The following is a 15,967-nucleotide window of genomic DNA, read 5'->3' as shown; positions in this document are numbered from 1 at the left end:
AGAACGCCATCCGGCCAAGCTATGGCTTTGATGCAGGATTTTTGAAGAATTTACAACAAACGGGAGTTGAAAATGACCGAAGCCATTGACGGCAGATTGAAGGAGCTGGGGATCATCCTCCCCGTTGCGGCAGCCCCCGCCGCCAATTACGTGCCCTATACGATCAGCGGCAATACGCTCTATCTTTCCGGCCAATTGCCCATCGAAGGGGGCAAGGTTGCCGTGACCGGATTGGTCGGGCGCGACGTGGATGTGCCTGCCGCTCAGCGCGCCGCCGAGCTTTGCGCCATCAACATTCTCGCCCAGGCGAAAGCCGCGCTCGGCGGGGATCTCGGCAGGATTCGCCGCGTGCTGAAGCTCAACGGCTTCATCGCCTCCGCGCCGGATTTCACCGAGCAGCACATCGTCATGAACGGAGCATCCAACCTCCTTGCCAATGTACTCGGAGATGCCGGCAAGCATGCGCGCGCCGCCGTCGGCATGGCTGCCCTTCCGCTCAACGCCGCCGTCGAAGTCGACGCCATCATCGAGATCGAAGCATGACCTCTGCTGCCTGGATCAAGGATCTTCCCGTCGCCCATCGCGGCTATCACGACATGAACCATCAGGTGTGGGAGAACACGCTCTCCGCCTTCGCCCGCGCCGTGGAGGCCGGTTTTGCGATCGAATGCGACGTGCAGCTCGCCGCCGACAGCGTGCCGGTGATCTTCCACGACCATGACCTCGAAAGGCTCTGCGGCATCAAGGGCGACGTGCGCGAAAAGACCGCGGCCGAACTCGGGCTGCTTGCCGTCGGAGGTACGAAGGACAAGGTGCCGACGCTGAAGCAGATGCTCGCTCTTGTCGCCGGCAAGGTACCGCTCGTCATCGAGATCAAGGGGCGAACAGGCGAAGGCGAGGACGACGGCTTTGCCGAGACGGTGCTCGAAGTGCTCGAAGGCTATCGGGGTCAGGTGGCGCTGATGAGCTTCGACCACCACATTCTGCGAGACCTGAAGAGGACGGGCTCCCCCTACCCGCTCGGCCTCACCGCCATGGGCGACAAGCCGGAGGAATTCTTCCGGCATGACGAGGCCATGCAACTTGGCCTCGATTTCATCTCCTATCACTACCCCCACCTGCCGAACAGTTTCATCACAGCTCAGAGAGCGGCCGGAATTCCGGTCATTACCTGGACGGTGAGGGATGCAAACGGTGTCGAACATACCTATAAATATGCGGACCAGATGACCTTCGAAGGTTTCGATCCACGGGAGGCCTCCTCCCCCTCCCAGTAAAGAGAGCATGACCGGCAAACTCACGATCCGCATCGAAAAATCCTTCTGCGCGATCAGCCAGACAAGCTGGTCGCGCCTTTCGGGCACCTCCAGGGTTTCATCCACCGAGGCGCCTTACAATCCCTTCCTTTCCCATGCCTTCCTCTCGTCACTGGAGGAATCCGGCTCGGCTACTGCCAAGACCGGCTGGCTCGGGCACCATCTCCTGTTGGAGAACGATCAAGGCACGTTGATCGGCGCGGTTCCGGGCTATCTCAAGAGCCACAGCCAGGGCGAATATGTCTTCGATCACGGCTGGGCCGACGCCTTCGACCGCGCCGGCGGACGTTATTATCCAAAGCTGCAATGTTCCGTGCCGTTCACCCCCGCGGCCGGGCCGCGCCTCCTTGCCGCTTCCGGCTACGACAAGGCTTCTACGGAGCTGGCGCTGGCCGCAGGTCTCCAGGAGGTGACGCGCCAGCTCGGGATCTCTTCCGCGCATGTGACTTTCATCGCCGAAGACCAGCTCGCCGCCTTCGAAGAGACCGATTACCTGCACCGCACCGACAAACAGTTCCACTTCATCAATGACGGCTATCCAAACCACGACGCGTTCCTGGAAACGCTGGCCTCGCGCAAGCGCAAGGCTTTGAAGAAGGAGCGGCGTGCCGCGGTCGAAAACGGCATCACCATTGACTGGCTGACCGGAAGCGATCTCACGGAGGATGTCTGGGACCAGTTCTTCGATTTCTACATGGATACCGGCAGCCGCAAATGGGGCCGCCCTTACCTTACCCGCACATTCTATTCGCTGGTCGGCGAGCGCATGGCGGAAGACATCCTGCTGGTCATGGCGAAGCGCGGGGGAAAATACATCGCCGGAGCCATCAATTTCATCGGCGGAGATACGCTCTTCGGCCGACACTGGGGCTGTATCGAGGACCATCCCTTCCTGCATTTCGAGGTCTGCTACCATCAGGCGATCGACTTCGCACTCGCCAAGGGGCTCAAGCGCGTCGAAGCGGGTGCGCAAGGGGAGCACAAGCTGGCGCGCGGCTATCTGCCTGTCACCACCCATTCCATGCACTATATCGCCCATCCGGGGCTACGCCGCGCGGTCGCCGATTATCTGGAGCGCGAACGGGAAGAAGTGGAATATATGAACGAATATCTTTCCGAGCATGCGCCCTTCCGCAAGGGCGAGCGCCAGCAGGAAGACTGATCAGAAATTCAAGGAGAGGACATAACGATGAGCGGCCAGGCTTACGATCCCAACAACATCTTCGGTAAAATCCTGCGCGGCGAAATTCCCTGCCACCGGATTTACGAGGATGACGATACGCTCGCCTTCATGGATGTGATGCCGCAATCCCCCGGCCACCTTCTCGTCATTCCCAAGGTGCCGTCCCGAAACATTCTGGATGCCGATCCGGCGGTTCTTCCCAAACTGATCCCGGTCGTGCAGAAGCTCGCCAAGGCTGCCAAGGAAGCCTTCGAAGCGGACGGCATCACCGTCATCCAGTTCAACGAGCCGGCTTCGGGCCAAACCGTCTATCACCTGCATTTCCACGTCATCCCGCGCTACGAAGGGCTGCCGCTCAAGCCTCATTCGGGGCAAATGGAAGATGGTAACGTCCTTGCCGCCAATGCCGAAAAGATCATCGGCATATTGGGAAACTAAACTCCGATCCACCAGAGGCCGGCAATCAGCAGCCCCATCGGCATGGCGACACCGACCGCGACCTTGCGGCCGGTCACCAGGAAGACGGCAAAACCGATGCCGGCTGCCCCCAGCCGCAGCCAGAGCGGCGTATCGGCGAGCATGCCGTTCGGGAAGACGATCAGCTTTGCGGTGACGGCCATGACCAGCGCGGTAGCCACCGCCCTCACCCAATAAAGCGCCTCGGATTCCTCGTTCAGCCGATTGCCTGCCACGACACCCAGCCAGCGCCAGATGTCGGTCGCCAGGAATCCGGCGACCGCGATGACGATGAAGGTCCAATAGTCCTCGATCATCGCATGCCTCCTGCGCCGCAGCGCTTCTTCTTCCGGCGGATCCTGTCGATGAGATAGGCGATCGTGCCGCCGCCGATGCCGGCATAAAGCACGTCGAATTCCGGCGTCACCAGCGCCAGAAGCGGGCCGAGCACAACACCCATGACAAAAGCAAGCTTCACAACCGGCTGGCGGGCGCTCGCCCAGATCGACGCGTTGAAATAGACTGGCGTCAGGAAGAAGAGCACGCCAGCGACAACCGGCGGAAAGCTCGATGCGATGCCGTAGAAGGTCGCCACGACCAGCGTGCCGCATGTCGTGAGCGTGACGCCGAAACCGGCGAAATAGATCGCCCTATATTCGCGCGGCACGTTGCGCAGCGTGGTGATCGCAAAGACCCAGGATGTGATGGCGATGAAATGCGAGAGGATCAACAGTGCCCAGGTCGGCGTGCGGCGTGTCCGTATTTCCGGAATGACTGAGGCGACCATTGGCGTCATGCGTATCGAGGAAAGCGTCACCGCCAGGAAGCAAGCAGCGATATTGGCGCCGCTCGCCATGGTGCCGACCAGGATCACCTGGGCCGGAAGCGCCCAGATCGCAAAGGACATGAAAACCGCCTCGGCGCGGGTCAGCCCGGATTCGAGCGCGAAGGCGCTGAACCCGACAATCGAGGTCATGAGGATCAATGCCGGCAGGGAAATCATGCCCCGCATGCCGGTGAAGAACCAGGACAGGGCGCTACCACTCACCCGGCTCATGGACGTAGGCAGCCCATGACGATTCGGTTGCAGCGTTCATGGGCTGCCGCGGGATTGGCCATGGATGAGAACATGAGCACCAGGTTACGTGTTTTCACCGTTCGCCATCCGGTCCGCCACTGACTGCGATCATGATCCAACCCTGTATCTGTTTTCTGTAAATTTCGGTCCAACGACCCTTCACATGGCTCCGGCGGCCGGGTGCCGTCTCCAAGTCAGCTTCGTAACGGTAGTGGGCAACGCCTACATCATGATCGAAGACGGTGACGCGCAAAGGAGTCAATTCATAACGCAGGATGCGCGGGGATGCGGGCCCGACGGAGGCTATAGCAGCCCCGTAGTCATGCGGCGCATCGCTTCCGGTAACCCATCCGCTATATCGAGGATGCAGCCTTTCCCGGATCAGCACCTCATCCCTTTGTTCGGCCGCTTCCCACAGAGCCTCCACCTGCGCCCACAGTTGCTGTTCCTCGTCGAAACGCAATTTCGCCTCATCCGGCGTCGTCATACAGCACCTGCCCGTCATCGATTCCGATGAAAAAAGCTATCGTGTCCGGTACGTCCTCCGCAACCACACGTGTCAAAAAGATAAACCCCTTATGGCATGCGCCATAAGGGGCTTCTCAATCACAGATTGCAAGAACGGGACTACTTGCTTTTCGGCACACGCGGCACGATGCTGCCCTTGCGCGGCGGTGTTCTCGGTGCCTCTTCCGAAGCAATCACATCAGCTTCGGCCATGGCCCGCGCTTTGGCCGAACCGTCCTTGCCTTTGGGCGAGGACTTCTTCGAGGCCTTCGGCTTGGACGCCCTGGCTTCTGCTTCTTCGGTCGCCTCTTCCACCTCGGCTTCCGGCTTCGGCTTCACGGGCGTCGCTTCGGGGATGGCATCGAGGACCAGCTTGTCCTTGCCATCCTCGTCCTTGCCGACGGTGACGCGAACCACGCCGCCCTTGCGCAGCTTGCCGAACAGGATCTCGTTCGCGAGCGGTTTCTTGATATGCTCCTGGATGACGCGGGCCAATGGGCGGGCGCCCATCCTCTCGTCGTAACCCCTTTCGGCCAGCCAGGCGACGGCATCCTCGTGCAGGTCGAAGGTGACGTTGCGTTCCGAAAGCTGCGTCTCGAGCTGCATGACGAACTTCTGCACGACCTGATGGATGACCTCCGTCGGCAGCGAGGCGAACGGGATCACCGCATCGAGGCGGTTGCGGAATTCCGGCGTGAACAGGCGGTTCAGTGCCTCCTCATCCTCGCCGGTACGCTTGGACGAGCCGAAGCCGATCGCGGCCTTGGCCATTTCCGATGCGCCCGCATTGGTCGTCATGATCAGGATGACGTTGCGGAAGTCGATCTTCTTGCCGTTGTGGTCGGTCAGCGAGCCATGGTCCATGACCTGCAGCAGGATATTGTAGATATCCGGATGCGCCTTCTCGATCTCGTCGAGCAGGACCACGCTGTGCGGATGCTGGTCGACACTGTCGGTCAGCAAACCACCCTGGTCGAAGCCGACATAGCCGGGAGGCGCGCCGAGCAGCCGCGAGACCGTGTGTCGTTCCATATATTCCGACATGTCGAAACGCAGGAGTTCCACGCCGAGCGAAGCAGCAAGCTGCTTGGCGACTTCCGTCTTGCCCACACCGGTCGGGCCGGAGAAAACGTAGCAGCCGATCGGCTTGTTCGGTTCACGCAGGCCCGCCCGAGCGAGTTTGATCGACGTCGACAGAGCCTCGATTGCGTTGTCCTGTCCATAGACTACCGAACGCAACTCCTTTTCCAGGTTGGCGAGAACCATCTCGTCGTCCTTGGAAACGGTCTTCGGCGGGATACGGGCCATGGTGGCGATCGTCGCTTCGATCTCCTTCTCGGTGATCAGCTTGCGCCGCTTGGAGGCCGGCAGCAGCATCTGCGCCGCACCGGTCTCGTCGATCACGTCGATCGCCTTGTCCGGCAGCTTGCGGTCGGAGATGTAGCGTGCCGACAGTTCGACGGCGGACTTGATCGCCTCGTTGGTGTAGCGAAGCTTGTGATAGTCCTCGAAATAGGGTTTCAGGCCCTTCATGATCTCGATCGCATCATCGATCGACGGTTCATTGACGTCGATCTTCTGGAAGCGGCGAACCAGTGCCCGGTCCTTTTCGAAGAACTGGCGATACTCCTTGTACGTGGTCGAACCGATGCAGCGGATCGCGCCCGACGAGAGGGCCGGCTTCAGCAGGTTCGAGGCATCCATCGCGCCGCCCGACGTGGCGCCGGCGCCGATCACGGTGTGGATCTCGTCGATGAAGAGAACCGCACCCGGGTATTCCTCAAGCTCCTTGACGACCTGCTTAAGACGCTCCTCGAAGTCGCCGCGATAACGCGTACCGGCGAGCAGCGTGCCCATGTCGAGCGAGAAGATCGTCGCGTCGGCGAGCGCCTCCGGCACCTTGCCTTCGACGATGCGCTTGGCAAGACCTTCGGCGATCGCCGTCTTGCCGACGCCGGGGTCACCCACGTAAAGCGGGTTGTTCTTGGAGCGCCGGCACAGCACCTGGATCGTGCGGTTGACCTCCGCATTGCGGCCAATCAGCGGATCGATGCGGCCGTCACGCGCCTTTTCATTGAGGTTGACGCAATAGGCCTTCAGCGCATCCTGCGGCTTCTTGGCCGAACCCTCCTCCTGCTCGCGGGACGAGGGCTTGGCGTCAGAATCCGGCTCTTCGGCGCCGCGCGGCGGACGGGCCTGGGAGGAGCCCGGACGCTTTCCGATGCCGTGGGAGATGTAGTTGACCGCGTCGTAACGGGTCATTTCCTGCTCCTGCAGGAAGAAGGCCGCATGACTTTCCCGTTCCGCGAAGATCGCGACGAGAACGTTGGCACCGGTCACTTCCTCGCGGCCGGACGATTGGACGTGGATCACCGCGCGCTGGATGACGCGCTGGAAGCCGGAGGTCGGCTTCGAATCCTCGTCGTATCCAGTGACGAGGTTGGCAAGCTCGTTATCCACATAATCCGTGACGGTCTTGCGCAGGGCTTCCAAATTGACGTTACAAGCGCCCATGACCGCCGCTGCGTCGGCGTCGTCGATCAACGCCAGAAGCAGGTGCTCGAGCGTGGCATATTCATGATGCCGCTCGTTCGCGAAGGTCAGTGCCTGATGCAGCGCCTTTTCAAGACTAGGCGAAAATGTTGGCACGTCGGGTTCCTCACTTCTTTTCCATGACACATTGCAGCGGATGCTGGTGCTGCCGGGCGAAGTCCATGACCTGGGACACTTTGGTTTCCGCTACTTCGTAAGTATATATTCCGCACTCACCCACGCCATGGTTGTGGACATGGAGCATGATGCGTGTCGCAGCCTCCCGGTCCTTCTGGAAGAAACGCTCCAGAATGTGGATGACGAATTCCATCGGGGTATAATCGTCATTCAACAGGAGTACGCGGTAGAGATTGGGCCGCTTGGTCTTTGGTTTCGTACGAGTGATGACCGAGGTTCCGCGGCCCGCGTTGTCTCCGTCACCACCCTTTTCGCGTTGCATCAAGATCGGCAGTGCGATCATCTTCATTCATTCCCCAGTCGTCCGGCGATGGTTCAGCGAATGGCCGATCGACCAGACTTCAGACTTCCTAACTTAGTTCATTGAAAGCCGATTTTAAGCCCCCTGTGCGCCCGCGCAATCACTATTCCGCTAGAGAGATCGTCGAAGATGCGGAAAATTGAGGTTTTCCGCCTTGGCCTGAATCAAAAAGGCCGGCAGCACTGAATGCCGCCGGCCTTCGGTTGGAAGGTGCCGCCTAGCAGGCCGTATTGTCCTCACGCGGCGTTTGCGGTCTTTACGGCTGTCGACTTGGCAATTGGCGCCTCGTAGGGCTTGTAGGCCGACTTCGCGAGATCGGCGTACATATCGCCCATCTTGGCCGCCTCGGCGATGAAGCCCTCATAGGCTGACTTTACGTATTTGGTCTGAAGGTCATAGGCGGCATCGATGCTGCGGGCTGCAGCAAACGCCTCCATGAAAGCCGTCATATCCTGGAAAGACTTCTTGGAGTATTCGCTCGCTTCCGTAGCAATTGCCTGGAAACTCTTGGCAGCCTCGGAATAGCTCTTCAGCATTCCGTCGATCGCTTCCTTGCTCTTCTTGCTGGCTTCATCGAAATTGAACATAGCTCGGTCCCCTGTTCCATTCGGACATGCTGATAAAAGAAGGGAGCCCAACAAAAGTCAAGGCTGATTTGTGCATCGCAAAACCATCCATGGTTGCATTCCTATATATGCAAATGCAGGGACCGATTCAGTTTGATGATTTTGCGATGATATATCAGCTTGCCACAACCATTGCGGAATGGTCGGCCGTTCATTTTCTTTTAACGACAGTGGCAAAGAGCCGCAATCGAAAAGCGGGCACAAGGCCCGCTTTCGAGACTTTCAAGATTTCAAGCGATCAGAGGTCGACATCGAGGATGGCCATGGAAAAGTTGTAGGAGCGGTCACCATCCTCGTCGTCGACATAGATGACGCCCAGGAATTCATCGCCGATATAGACCTCCGCGGAATCGTTCTTGCGCGGACGCGCCTTCACGACGATCTGCGGATTGAGCACGCGCTTGAAATAGGCGTCGAGCTTCTTGATTTCGTCCGGTTTCACACTTCTCTCCGTCAGCGGTTCCAAGTTGCGGCGCTTTTGGCACGGGACAAAGGCGAAAGTAAAGCCGCGCAAGAAGGCCCGGCTGCTCTTTCCCCATTCACGGAACGGGCGGCGAACTCAGATGTCCGAACCCAGGAGTTGGTCCATCACGCGGGCGGGCTCCGAACACCCCGCTTCTCCGACCACCTTTGCCGGCACGCCGGCGACGGTCGATTTCGGCGGAACAGGCTTCAGAACCACCGAGCCGGCGGCAACGCGCGAGCAGGAGCCGACCTCGATATTGCCGAGGATCTTGGCCCCGGCGCCAATCAGCACACCGTTGCCGATCTTAGGATGACGGTCGGCGCCTTCCTTGCCGGTGCCGCCGAGCGTCACGCCGTGGAGAATCGAGACATTGTCGCCAACGACCGCCGTTTCGCCGACCACGAGGCCGGTGGCGTGATCGAGGAAGATGCCCTTGCCGATGCGGGCGGCCGGGTTGATATCCGTCTGGAAGACGCTGGAGGACCTGCTCTGCAGATAGAGCGCGAAATCGCGGCGGCCGCGATTGAGCAGCCAATGCGCCAGCCGGTGCGTCTGGATCGCATGGAAGCCCTTGAAATAGAGGACAGGCTCCAGGAATCTGAGGCAGGCGGGATCGCGATCGTAGACGGCCTGGATGTCGACACGCAGGATCGAACCCCATTCCGGCCAGTCATCCAGCATTTCCATGAAGGTCTGGCGCAGGAGGACCGCCTGGAGGTCCGGATGGTCGAGACGTTCGCAGATGCGATGCACGACGCATTCCTCCAGTGACCGATGGTTCAGCACCGTGGAATAGAGAAAAGCGGCAAGCAGCGGGTCCTGCTGGATTGCCGCATGGGCTTCCTCACGCAACGTATCCCAGATGGGATCCACCGATGTGACCGGCTCCTTCTGGCGGACTTCATTTCTTGCGCCCATGGCCGTCTCCTCGTTTGCCGTGAGAGAGCTTATATAAAACAAGTTTACGGGAAGACCAACGGCTCGCAAATCGCATTCCGTTGATCGTTATGATCAGAGAACCTGTTCTCTTGCCGAAAGCTCTGCATAAAAATCCAGAACCGCCTTCCTGAATACCCGGTCGCCTACGGCCAGCATATGATCGCGGCCCGGGATATCGAGCGCGATCGCATGCGGCATCAACGCCGCGAGTTCCTGCGGTGAGCCGGCGATATCGTCCTTCGTCCCGACCCCGATCAGCGTCGGCGCCTCGATGCGGCCCATATCGGCGCGGGAAACAAGGTCGCGCGAGCCGCGAATACAGGCCGCAAGCGCCTCTCTGTCGCTCTTCGTCTGGTCGGCAAAGGCACGGAACGTCTTTCCGCGCGCATGGGTGACGTCCTCGACGGACGGCGCAAGCAGCGCGTCGGCAATCGGGTCCCAATCCCCTACCCCGTCCGTCATGCCGATCCCGAGGCCGCCGAGCACCAGCGATCGCACGCGGTGAGGATGAGCAAGAGCCGCAAAAACCGAGATGCGGGCGCCCATGGAATAACCGAAGAGATGTGCTTCCGGAATGCGCAGGTGATCGAGGAGAGCGATCGAATCCTCAGCCATTACCCAGGGCCGGTAGGCCTCCGGATCAAGCGGCTTGTCGCTTGCGCCATGGCCGCGATTGTCGATCGCGATCACCCGATAGCCCGCATCGCCCAGCGTTTTCAGCCAGCCCGGATGGACCCAATTGACGAGCGCACTCGAGGCAAAGCCGTGGATCAGCAACACCGGATCGCCGGAAGGATCGCCTTCGTCAAAATAGGCAAGCTTCAGACCATCGTGGGAAAATGAAGAGAAGGCGGGAGCATTGAGATTCATCAGTCGACCTTTGGCGGCATCTTTTTTATCGGACCATAGGTGATCCGCCGTCCGGTTTGAACCCATGCACGATACGAAATCGGGAGGCCCGCGGCGGTTTTCCCACTACACATTTCGAACGCACGGCGATAATGTCCGCCGCAAATCAGAAGCATGGAGACCATCATGGCCGGGCACAGCATTCCTCATTTCCAGAACGACGGCGGATATCGGATGATCCAGATCGGCGTGAAGGAATTCATGTGCACCGGCGCGTCCGTGCCGTTCGATCATCCGCATATCTTCATCGACATGGGAGACGACGTGGAAAAGGTCTGCTCCTATTGTTCGACCCTCTATCGTTACAATCCGTCCCTGAAATCCGATCAGACCGATCCGCCGGGCTGTGTCTTCCACGTACAGGCCGCGTGAATTCCCGCTGAACGGCCGATCCCATGCCCATTGAGAGAGTAGCGATCATTGGCGCCGGCATGGCCGGGCTGACGGCTGCGCTTTCCTTCGCGCACCGCGGAATCGCCGCCGACATCTTCGAAGAAGCGGCAGCCCTGGTCGAGGTCGGCGCCGGCCTGCAGATATCACCGAACGCCTCCCGCGTGCTGTCCGAACTCGGCGTGCTTCCTGCGTTGGAGGCGGCCTGGACCGAGCCCGAGCGGATCGCTCTCGTCTCCGGCTTCTCACTCAGGCCGATCGCCCATGTCCCAGCCGGCCGCTTTGCCCGCGAACGATGGGGGGCTCCCTATGGCGTTCTTCACCGCGCCACGCTGCAGAATGCGCTGCTTTCGGCCGTCAAACAGAACCCGCTCTGCTCGGTTCATCTCGGCACGCCCGTGCGCGAGAACGCACATGAGACGCTGACAGGGATCACCGGCAAAACCTATCCGCTGATCGTCGGCGCCGACGGTGTCTGGTCGAACCTGCGCGCCGAGATTCCGCACGCTCCGAAGCCTGATTTTTCGCACAATGTCGCGTGGCGCTTCACGATCTCGAACGGCGCTATGCCTTCATGGCTGGTTCCCGATCAGGTCACCGCATTCCTCGGTCCTTCGACCCATCTTGTCGCCTATCCGCTGAAGGAGGTCGACGGCTTCAACATCGTCGCCATCGCCTCAGGCATCAGTCCCGGCGAGACCTGGGATGCGGAAGCAAGCGAAGCGCAACGGCACATGCTGCTTTCGCAATTCCATCGCTGGGACCGGCGCATCGTCGATCTCCTCGATAGGACCGAAAGACCGACATTCTGGCCGCTCTACCAGGTCAGCCCTGGACGCTGGCAGAACGACCGGAACATGGCACTGATCGGCGATGCCGCCCATGCGATGATGCCGTTCGCGGCCCAGGGCGCAGCGATGGCGATCGAAGATGCCTTCGTACTTGCCAATAGGGTGGCAGGTCCCCTGCCGCTTGCCCAAGCCTTGTCCTCGTTCGAGAGCGACCGCACCGCCCGAGCCGCCAAAGTTCGCGCTCGCGGCCTCTTCAACCGCTTTGCCTATCATGCCCGTGGACCAATCAGGCTCGGCCGCAACATCGTGCTGTCGCTTCGCCCACCGCAATCGCTCGCGGCGGACCTCGACTGGCTTTACGGCTTCAGGGCCGAGTAATCAGACCTCTGCCGCTGCCGCGAAACCGGCTTCCAGATCCTTCCTGAGATCGGCGACATCTTCGAGGCCGATCTGCAGGCGAATGACGGGGCCTTCCGACGGCGCCTTGCGGATGGTGCGGTCCGACAGGTTGACGTGCACGGCAAGGCTCTCGTAACCGCCCCAGGAATAACCGAGGCCGAAGAAGGAAAGCGCATCCAGAAAGGCGTGTGCCTTTGCCTTGGCGTTTTCGGCATCCGCCTTCAGAACGAAGGAGAAGACGCCGCTCGCGCCCTTGAAATCGCGCTTCCAGATTTCATGGCCCGGAAAACTCGGCAGCGCCGGATGCAGGACACGGGCCACGTCGTTACGGGTTTCCAGCCATCTCGCGATATCGAGCGCGCTCTTCTGGTGATGTTCGAGACGGATACCCATCGTGCGCAGGCCGCGCAGGATCTGATAGGAATCGTCCGGCGCACCACAGATGCCGAGCGCGATTCGGGATTCCTCGAGCCGCGGCCAGTGTTTTGCATTGGCGGAAACCGACCCCATGATGATGTCCGAGTGCCCCGACGGATATTTCGTCGTCGCATGGATCGACACGTCGACGCCGAAATCGAGCGGCCGGAAATAAAGCGGCGTCGCCCAGGTATTGTCCATGGTGACGACGCAATCGTGCCTGTGCGCCACTTCCGCGATCGTCCGGATATCCTGCATTTCGAAGGTGTTGGAGCCTGGCGCTTCGGTATGAACGAGCTTCGTGTTCGGCTTGATCAGCGCCTCGATCCCGGCTCCGATTTCCGGATCGTAATAGTCAATCTCGACGCCGAGCCGCTTCAGCATCGTGTCGCAGAAATGACGGCAGGGTGTGTAGACCGAATCCACGATCAGCGCGTGGTCGCCGGCCGAAAGGTAGGCGAGAAACGGAACCGTGATCGCAGCAAGCCCCGACGGAACGAGGATCGTGCCGGCAGACCCTTCCAGTTCATCGAAAGCGGCGCAAAGCGCCTCCGTGGTCGGCGTGGCGCGCGTGCCATAGGTATATTTCTGAGCCCGCTTCTCCATCGTCGCCGTGTCTGGAAAAAGCACCGTCGAGGCGTGCACGACCGGAGGATTGACGAAGCCATGATAGCCGGACGGATCATGCCCCATATGAGCAAGGCGCGTGTTCGGACCTGCGTCGGCGAGCAGGGTCTCATTCTTATTCTTCATGTCGGGGAAAACTTTCGTTGGCAGGTCATGACCTGGAGTTTTGCCGCTGGAACAAGATACGGTCAACCCCGATTGAAGCAGCCGGTTAAAAACATCAGGAAACCTGCCATCTAACGAGAATCGCTTCAGTTTTGATCACGGTCCGCCTAAACTTTAAGTAACTGATGATTTTCTGTGCCGTGACGAGGAATTTACCTTATTTCCGACGCAATTCGAAACGGCGACACTTGACCCTGCGTTGTTTTGCGAATGAGATAGCACGCGCCTGCACCGGGAGGGTTGCCGGGCGACCGGCCGTATTCAAAGAGAATCAGGGGAGCGGCGCGGTGTCACCAAATCACACAAGACCAAGAGATAAGGTTGGGAAAAAATGAAAAAGACGCTTCTGTCAGCCGCTATTGGCGCAGCGGTCCTGGGCTTTGCCTCGGCCGCATCGGCTGCCACGCTGGATAACGTGAAGTCCAAGGGTTTCGTTCAATGCGGCGTCAATACCGGTCTTGCCGGCTTTGCCGCACCGGATTCGGCCGGCAACTGGACCGGTTTCGACGTCGATTATTGCAAGGCCGTCGCCGCGGCGATTTTCGGCGATGCGACCAAAGTCAAATATACGCCGACCACGGCGCAGAGCCGCTTCACGGCCCTGCAGTCCGGCGAAGTCGACCTCCTCGCCCGTAACACGACCTGGACGATCAGCCGCGATACCGCTCTCGGCCTGAACTTCCGCTACGTCAACTATTATGACGGCCAGGGCTTCATGGTTCCGAAGAGCCTCAATGTAAAGTCGGCCCTCGAGCTTTCGGGCGCCGCCGTCTGCGTCCAGTCCGGCACCACGACGGAACTCAACCTTGCCGACTATTTCAAGGCGAACAACCTGCAATACAACCCGGTCGTCTTCGAAAAACTCGAGGAAGTGAATGCCGCCTATCAGGCCGGCCGCTGCGACGTCTACACGACCGACCAGTCGGGCCTCTATGCAATCCGTCTCGGCCTCTCCAACCCGGACGAGCATGTTATCCTTCCCGAGATCATCTCCAAGGAGCCGCTTGGCCCGGCCGTCCGCCAGGGCGACGACCAGTGGTTCGACATCGTCATGTGGGCCGGCTACGCCCTGGTGCAGGCCGAGGAATTCGGCATCACGCAGGCCAATGTCGACGAGATGAAAAACTCGACCAACCCCGATATCCGCCGTTTCCTGGGCGTCGAAAAGGACACCAAGATCGGTACCGACCTCGGGCTTACGAACGAATGGGCCTATAACATCGTCAAGGGCGTCGGCAATTACGCAGAGGTCTTCGAGCGCAATATCGGCCAGAACACGCCGCTGAAAATCGAGCGCGGTCTGAACGCGCTTTGGACCAAGGGCGGCCTGCAATACGCTCCGCCGATCCGCTGATCGCCAACCACAATAGGACAAGGCGGTAACGCCGCCTTGTCCTTCTGCATAAAAACAAAAACGGCATAAAAAGAAAAAGATCCGCAAAGCCGGGTCGCCAGGGGAAAAGGCCAGCATGACAGATCACGCTGTAATTGCGCCCTCCGAGGCAGGGATTCTCAGATCCTACATCTATGACCCCAAGTTTCGGGGTATTTTTTTCCAGTTGCTTACGCTTATTACGGTCGTTGTTGTCGGCTGGTGGATCTTCGACAATACCGTCGAAAACCTCGCCAGATCCGGCACCGCCTCGGGCTACGGCTTCCTGAGGGGCCGCGCCGGTTTCGACATCGGCCAGGCTCTCATTCCTTATACCAGTGACTCCACTTATGGCCGTGCCATCTTCGTCGGTTTCCTCAACACGGTGCTGGTCGCCGTTTTTGGTATCATCACCGCCACCTTCGTGGGCTTCATCATCGGTCTTGGCCGTCTTTCAAAGAACTGGCTGATCGCAAGGCTCTGCACAGTCTATGTGGAAATCTTCCGCAACATCCCGGTGCTGCTCATCATCTTCTTCTGGTACAAGGGCGTGCTGGACTCCCTGCCCCAGGTCCGGGATTCGATCGCCCTTCCCTTCAATATCTTCCTGAACAATCGCGGCCTCGCCTTTCCGCGGCCGATCTGGGGGGACGGGGCCTGGTTGATTCCGCTCGCCCTCGTCATCGGCATCGTCGCCACCATGGTGGTTGCCCGATGGGCAAAGCAGCGCCAGATCGCGACGGGCAAGCAATTCCATACGGTCCGGGCCGGCATCGGGCTGATCGTCGGCCTGCCGTTCCTCGCCTTCCTGGCTGCGGGTGCGCCGCTGACCTTCGATTATCCGATTGCCGGCCGCTTCAATCTGACAGGCGGCACGCGTATTCTGCCGGAATTCGTAGCGCTTTATCTGGCGCTATCGCTTTATACGGCATCCTTCATCGCCGAAGTCATCCGCGCCGGCATCCGCGGCGTTCCCAAGGGTCAAAGCGAGGCCTCCTTCGCGCTTGGCCTGCAGCCCTCGCATACGACGCGTCTCGTGATCGTACCGCAGGCCATGCGCATCATCATTCCGCCACTCACAAGCCAATATCTCAACCTGACCAAGAACTCCTCGCTCGGCGTTGCGATCGGCTTTCCCGAACTCTTCTCCACGACCAGCACGACGCTGAACCAGACCGGTCAGGCCGTGGAAGCGATCTCCATCATGCTGACCGTTTACCTGGCGATCAGCATCGCGACCTCGCTGTTCATGAACTGGTTCAACGCCAAGATGGCGCTGGTGGAAAGGTAAGGCC

General features: G+C 59.9%; 18 protein-coding genes. 8 read left to right on the top strand and 10 right to left on the bottom strand.

Going from position 1 to position 15,967, the window contains the following annotated elements; genetic code table 11:
- The first annotated feature begins 72 nt into the window (after positions 1–72).
- From J2046_RS20665 to J2046_RS20650, 4 genes are read left to right on the top strand one after another with little or no spacing between them, the layout of a single operon-like run.
- Entirely contained in the window at positions 73–543 is a 471-nt protein-coding gene (locus tag J2046_RS20665) for a RidA family protein (protein ID WP_210055119.1), read from the top strand.
- Positions 540–1,277, top strand: a complete 738-nt coding sequence (locus J2046_RS20660) for a glycerophosphodiester phosphodiesterase (RefSeq protein WP_210055117.1) — start codon at positions 540–542, stop codon at positions 1,275–1,277. Before J2046_RS20665 ends, J2046_RS20660 begins: the two co-directional genes overlap by 4 nt.
- 7 nt (positions 1,278–1,284) lie before the next feature.
- On the top strand, positions 1,285–2,478 hold the full coding sequence (locus J2046_RS20655) for a GNAT family N-acetyltransferase (protein WP_210055115.1): 1,194 nt from the start codon (positions 1,285–1,287) through the stop codon (positions 2,476–2,478).
- A 27-nt stretch (positions 2,479–2,505) separates the two neighbouring features.
- A complete protein-coding gene (locus tag J2046_RS20650) occupies positions 2,506–2,937 on the top strand; it encodes an HIT family protein (protein WP_210055113.1) in 432 nt (143 codons plus the stop codon).
- Here J2046_RS20650 and J2046_RS20645 read toward each other — a convergent pair.
- The 9 genes from J2046_RS20645 to J2046_RS20605 all read right to left on the bottom strand — a co-directional run bounded on the left by J2046_RS20645 (position 2,934) and on the right by J2046_RS20605 (position 10,472).
- Positions 2,934–3,272, bottom strand: a complete 339-nt coding sequence (locus J2046_RS20645; RefSeq protein ID WP_037154936.1) for an AzlD domain-containing protein — start codon at positions 3,270–3,272, stop codon at positions 2,934–2,936. The genes J2046_RS20650 and J2046_RS20645 overlap by 4 nt on opposite strands.
- Positions 3,269–4,012: an AzlC family ABC transporter permease gene (locus J2046_RS20640; protein ID WP_210055111.1), complete on the bottom strand. Its 744-nt coding sequence runs from the start codon at positions 4,010–4,012 to the stop codon at positions 3,269–3,271. Before J2046_RS20640 ends, J2046_RS20645 begins: the two co-directional genes overlap by 4 nt.
- Before the next feature lie 94 nt (positions 4,013–4,106).
- Entirely contained in the window at positions 4,107–4,520 is a 414-nt protein-coding gene (locus tag J2046_RS20635; protein WP_210055109.1) for a nuclear transport factor 2 family protein, read from the bottom strand.
- Between the two features lie 140 nt (positions 4,521–4,660).
- On the bottom strand, positions 4,661–7,189 hold the full coding sequence (gene clpA, locus J2046_RS20630) for an ATP-dependent Clp protease ATP-binding subunit ClpA (RefSeq protein ID WP_210055107.1): 2,529 nt from the start codon (positions 7,187–7,189) through the stop codon (positions 4,661–4,663).
- A 10-nt stretch (positions 7,190–7,199) separates the two neighbouring features.
- Positions 7,200–7,553 (bottom strand): ATP-dependent Clp protease adapter ClpS, encoded by a 354-nt coding sequence (clpS, locus tag J2046_RS20625; protein ID WP_210055531.1) that lies wholly within the window; start codon positions 7,551–7,553, stop codon positions 7,200–7,202.
- A 254-nt stretch (positions 7,554–7,807) separates the two neighbouring features.
- Positions 7,808–8,158: a phasin family protein gene (locus J2046_RS20620; protein WP_210055104.1), complete on the bottom strand. Its 351-nt coding sequence runs from the start codon at positions 8,156–8,158 to the stop codon at positions 7,808–7,810.
- A 277-nt stretch (positions 8,159–8,435) separates the two neighbouring features.
- On the bottom strand, positions 8,436–8,639 hold the full coding sequence (locus J2046_RS20615; RefSeq protein ID WP_037154925.1) for a DUF3126 family protein: 204 nt from the start codon (positions 8,637–8,639) through the stop codon (positions 8,436–8,438).
- Between the two features lie 117 nt (positions 8,640–8,756).
- The gene (gene cysE / locus J2046_RS20610) at positions 8,757–9,581 is read right to left on the bottom strand and encodes a serine O-acetyltransferase (protein WP_210055102.1); all 825 of its coding nucleotides are present in this window, start codon (positions 9,579–9,581) and stop codon (positions 8,757–8,759) included.
- A 93-nt stretch (positions 9,582–9,674) separates the two neighbouring features.
- The gene (locus J2046_RS20605; protein WP_037155349.1) at positions 9,675–10,472 is read right to left on the bottom strand and encodes an alpha/beta fold hydrolase; all 798 of its coding nucleotides are present in this window, start codon (positions 10,470–10,472) and stop codon (positions 9,675–9,677) included.
- A 165-nt stretch (positions 10,473–10,637) separates the two neighbouring features.
- Between J2046_RS20605 and J2046_RS20600 the strand changes: the two genes are divergently transcribed.
- Both J2046_RS20600 and J2046_RS20595 read left to right on the top strand, forming a co-directional pair.
- The gene (locus J2046_RS20600; protein WP_210055100.1) at positions 10,638–10,883 is read left to right on the top strand and encodes a zinc-finger domain-containing protein; all 246 of its coding nucleotides are present in this window, start codon (positions 10,638–10,640) and stop codon (positions 10,881–10,883) included.
- Between the two features lie 23 nt (positions 10,884–10,906).
- Positions 10,907–12,070 carry an FAD-dependent monooxygenase gene (locus J2046_RS20595; RefSeq protein WP_210055099.1) on the top strand — a complete coding sequence of 388 codons (1,164 nt, stop codon included), beginning with the start codon at positions 10,907–10,909 and terminating at the stop codon, positions 12,068–12,070.
- Here J2046_RS20595 and J2046_RS20590 read toward each other — a convergent pair whose 3' ends face one another.
- Positions 12,071–13,261, bottom strand: a complete 1,191-nt coding sequence (locus J2046_RS20590; protein WP_210055097.1) for a cystathionine beta-lyase — start codon at positions 13,259–13,261, stop codon at positions 12,071–12,073.
- Positions 13,262–13,631: 370 nt separating this feature from the next.
- Between J2046_RS20590 and J2046_RS20585 the strand changes: the two genes are divergently transcribed.
- Positions 13,632–14,654, top strand: coding sequence for an amino acid ABC transporter substrate-binding protein (locus J2046_RS20585; RefSeq protein ID WP_210055095.1), 1,023 nt, complete (start codon positions 13,632–13,634; stop codon positions 14,652–14,654).
- Between the two features lie 115 nt (positions 14,655–14,769).
- The gene (locus J2046_RS20580; protein ID WP_210055094.1) at positions 14,770–15,963 is read left to right on the top strand and encodes an amino acid ABC transporter permease; all 1,194 of its coding nucleotides are present in this window, start codon (positions 14,770–14,772) and stop codon (positions 15,961–15,963) included.
- The last annotated feature ends 4 nt before the right edge of the window (positions 15,964–15,967 follow it).

It is taken from the genome of Neorhizobium petrolearium (assembly GCF_017873175.1).
GTDB lineage: Bacteria > Pseudomonadota > Alphaproteobacteria > Rhizobiales > Rhizobiaceae > Neorhizobium > Neorhizobium petrolearium.
This window is presented reverse-complemented; position numbering and strand designations above follow the sequence as displayed.

Coding starts and splice junctions, on each gene's coding strand:
- J2046_RS20660 (WP_210055117.1), top strand. CDS start 540: ATGACCTCTGCTGCCTGGATCAAGGATCTTCCCGTCGCCCATCGCGGC.
- J2046_RS20640 (WP_210055111.1), bottom strand. CDS start 4,012: ATGAGCCGGGTGAGTGGTAGCGCCCTGTCCTGGTTCTTCACCGGCATG.
- cysE (WP_210055102.1), bottom strand. CDS start 9,581: ATGGGCGCAAGAAATGAAGTCCGCCAGAAGGAGCCGGTCACATCGGTG.
- J2046_RS20665 (WP_210055119.1), top strand. CDS start 73: ATGACCGAAGCCATTGACGGCAGATTGAAGGAGCTGGGGATCATCCTC.
- J2046_RS20635 (WP_210055109.1), bottom strand. CDS start 4,520: ATGACGACGCCGGATGAGGCGAAATTGCGTTTCGACGAGGAACAGCAA.
- J2046_RS20600 (WP_210055100.1), top strand. CDS start 10,638: ATGGCCGGGCACAGCATTCCTCATTTCCAGAACGACGGCGGATATCGG.
- J2046_RS20620 (WP_210055104.1), bottom strand. CDS start 8,158: ATGTTCAATTTCGATGAAGCCAGCAAGAAGAGCAAGGAAGCGATCGAC.
- J2046_RS20580 (WP_210055094.1), top strand. CDS start 14,770: ATGACAGATCACGCTGTAATTGCGCCCTCCGAGGCAGGGATTCTCAGA.
- J2046_RS20650 (WP_210055113.1), top strand. CDS start 2,506: ATGAGCGGCCAGGCTTACGATCCCAACAACATCTTCGGTAAAATCCTG.
- J2046_RS20590 (WP_210055097.1), bottom strand. CDS start 13,261: ATGAAGAATAAGAATGAGACCCTGCTCGCCGACGCAGGTCCGAACACG.
- J2046_RS20655 (WP_210055115.1), top strand. CDS start 1,285: ATGACCGGCAAACTCACGATCCGCATCGAAAAATCCTTCTGCGCGATC.
- J2046_RS20645 (WP_037154936.1), bottom strand. CDS start 3,272: ATGATCGAGGACTATTGGACCTTCATCGTCATCGCGGTCGCCGGATTC.
- clpS (WP_210055531.1), bottom strand. CDS start 7,553: ATGATCGCACTGCCGATCTTGATGCAACGCGAAAAGGGTGGTGACGGA.
- J2046_RS20595 (WP_210055099.1), top strand. CDS start 10,907: ATGCCCATTGAGAGAGTAGCGATCATTGGCGCCGGCATGGCCGGGCTG.
- J2046_RS20605 (WP_037155349.1), bottom strand. CDS start 10,472: ATGAATCTCAATGCTCCCGCCTTCTCTTCATTTTCCCACGATGGTCTG.
- J2046_RS20585 (WP_210055095.1), top strand. CDS start 13,632: ATGAAAAAGACGCTTCTGTCAGCCGCTATTGGCGCAGCGGTCCTGGGC.